Origin of the sequence: Mesorhizobium sp. M7A.F.Ca.AU.002.02.1.1 (assembly GCF_003998535.1) — a bacterium.
Lineage (GTDB): Bacteria > Pseudomonadota > Alphaproteobacteria > Rhizobiales > Rhizobiaceae > Mesorhizobium > Mesorhizobium ciceri.
Map to the genome: position 1 here is coordinate 1 of NZ_RZPB01001075.1, position 1,614 is coordinate 1,614.

The following is a 1,614-nucleotide window of genomic DNA, read 5'->3' on the forward strand; positions in this document are numbered from 1 at the left end:
CTGCAGAACCTCGGCCGCACCGTGTTCAAGGACCTGGCCAGCGTCGAGACCCCCGACGATCTCACCGGTGTGTTCAAATTCGCCAAGCCGACGCCGTTCCAGCTGATCCGCAACGCGCTGCCGGCGCTGAGCAGCGTGGTGCCGAAGCACATCTACGAGGTCGGCAAGATCGAGGACAACCCGGCCAACAACGCGCCCATCGGCACCGGACCGTTCAAATTCGGCGAGTACAAGGCCGGCCAGTATTACCGGCTGACCAAAAACACCGACTACTGGGGCAAGGACGAGCCCTATCTCGATGAGATCATCTATCAGGTGCTGCCGGATCGCACGTCCGCGGCCAGCGCGCTGGAGGCCGGAGAGATCCAGCTGGCGGCCTTTTCCGCCGTGCCGCTGGCCGACCTCGACCGCATCTCGAAAGTGCCGGGGCTGAAAGTGATCACCAAGGGTTACGAAGGGCTGACCTATCAACTCGTCGTCGAGATCAATCATCGCCGCAAGGAACTGGCCGACGTCAAAGTGCGGCAGGCGATCGCACATGCCATCGACAAGGATTTCGTCGTCAAGACGGTGTTCCTCGGCTATGCCGCGACAGCCACCGGCCCGGTGCCGAAGAACGATCCACAATTCTACACCGCCGATGTGCCGACCTATGCCTTCGACGTCGCCAAGGCCAACGCGCTGCTCGACGAAGCCGGCTACAAGAAAGGCCCGGACGGCAAGCGCTTCACGCTGAAACTGCTGCCTGCGCCCTATTTCAACGAGACAAAACAGTTCGGCGACTATCTGCGCCAGGCGCTCGCCGCCATCGGCATCGACGCTGAGCTGGTCAACAACGACTCGGCCGCGCACATCAAGGCGGTCTACACCGACCACGCCTTCGATCTCGCGGTCGGTCCGCCGGTGTTCCGCGGCGATCCGGCGATCTCGACCACCATCCTGGTGCAGAGCGGCATTCCGGACGGCGTGCCGTTCTCCAACCAGGGCGGCTACAAGAACGATGCGCTCGATGCGCTCATCGCCAAGGCATCGGAGACGCTCGACGCATCAGCCCGCACCGACCTCTACAAGGAATTCCAGAAGGCGGTGGCTGCCGACCTGCCGCTGATCAACGTCGCCGAATGGAGTTTCATCAGCGTCGCGCGAGACACCGTCGGCAACATCGCCAACAACCCGCGCTGGGCGGTGTCGAACTGGGCGGACACGTATTTGGAATCGTGACAGAATTGCGCGGATGAAAATTCGCGAAATCATCGTAGGCTTTGAGTTCTACGAGGCCCCCCTCTGTCCTACCGGACATCTCCCCCTCAAGGGGGGAGATTGGCCGCTTGTCTGTCCCGCGAATTCTTCAACGTTGGAGATTGGCGAAGCCAAAAGAGACAGCCGATCTCCCCCCTTGAGGGGGAGATGTCCGGCAGAACAGAGGAGGGTGCCTAGGCGCGGTCCTAATCAACGTATCGCCAACCCATCGACGCCCCCATGAACCGCGCCCTCACCCTTCTCCGCCGCCGCCTCGTCGGCAGCATCTTCGTGCTGCTGATCGTCGTCATCGGCGCGTTCCTTTTGCTCGAGGCCGCCCCCGGCGACGCCGTCGACGCCTACATCGTCTCGACC

Annotated in this window: 1 protein-coding gene and 1 pseudogene; both read left to right on the forward strand. The window is 62.5% G+C overall.

What is annotated here, in order from left to right; translation table 11 throughout:
• Positions 1-1,221, forward strand: a 1,221-nt coding sequence (locus EN879_RS35140; RefSeq protein WP_164774808.1) for an ABC transporter substrate-binding protein, incomplete at its 5' end; no start/stop codon positions are given.
• Between the two features lie 258 nt (positions 1,222-1,479).
• Positions 1,480-1,614 (forward strand): annotated as a pseudogene (locus tag EN879_RS40365) (ABC transporter permease); the annotation flags it as partial.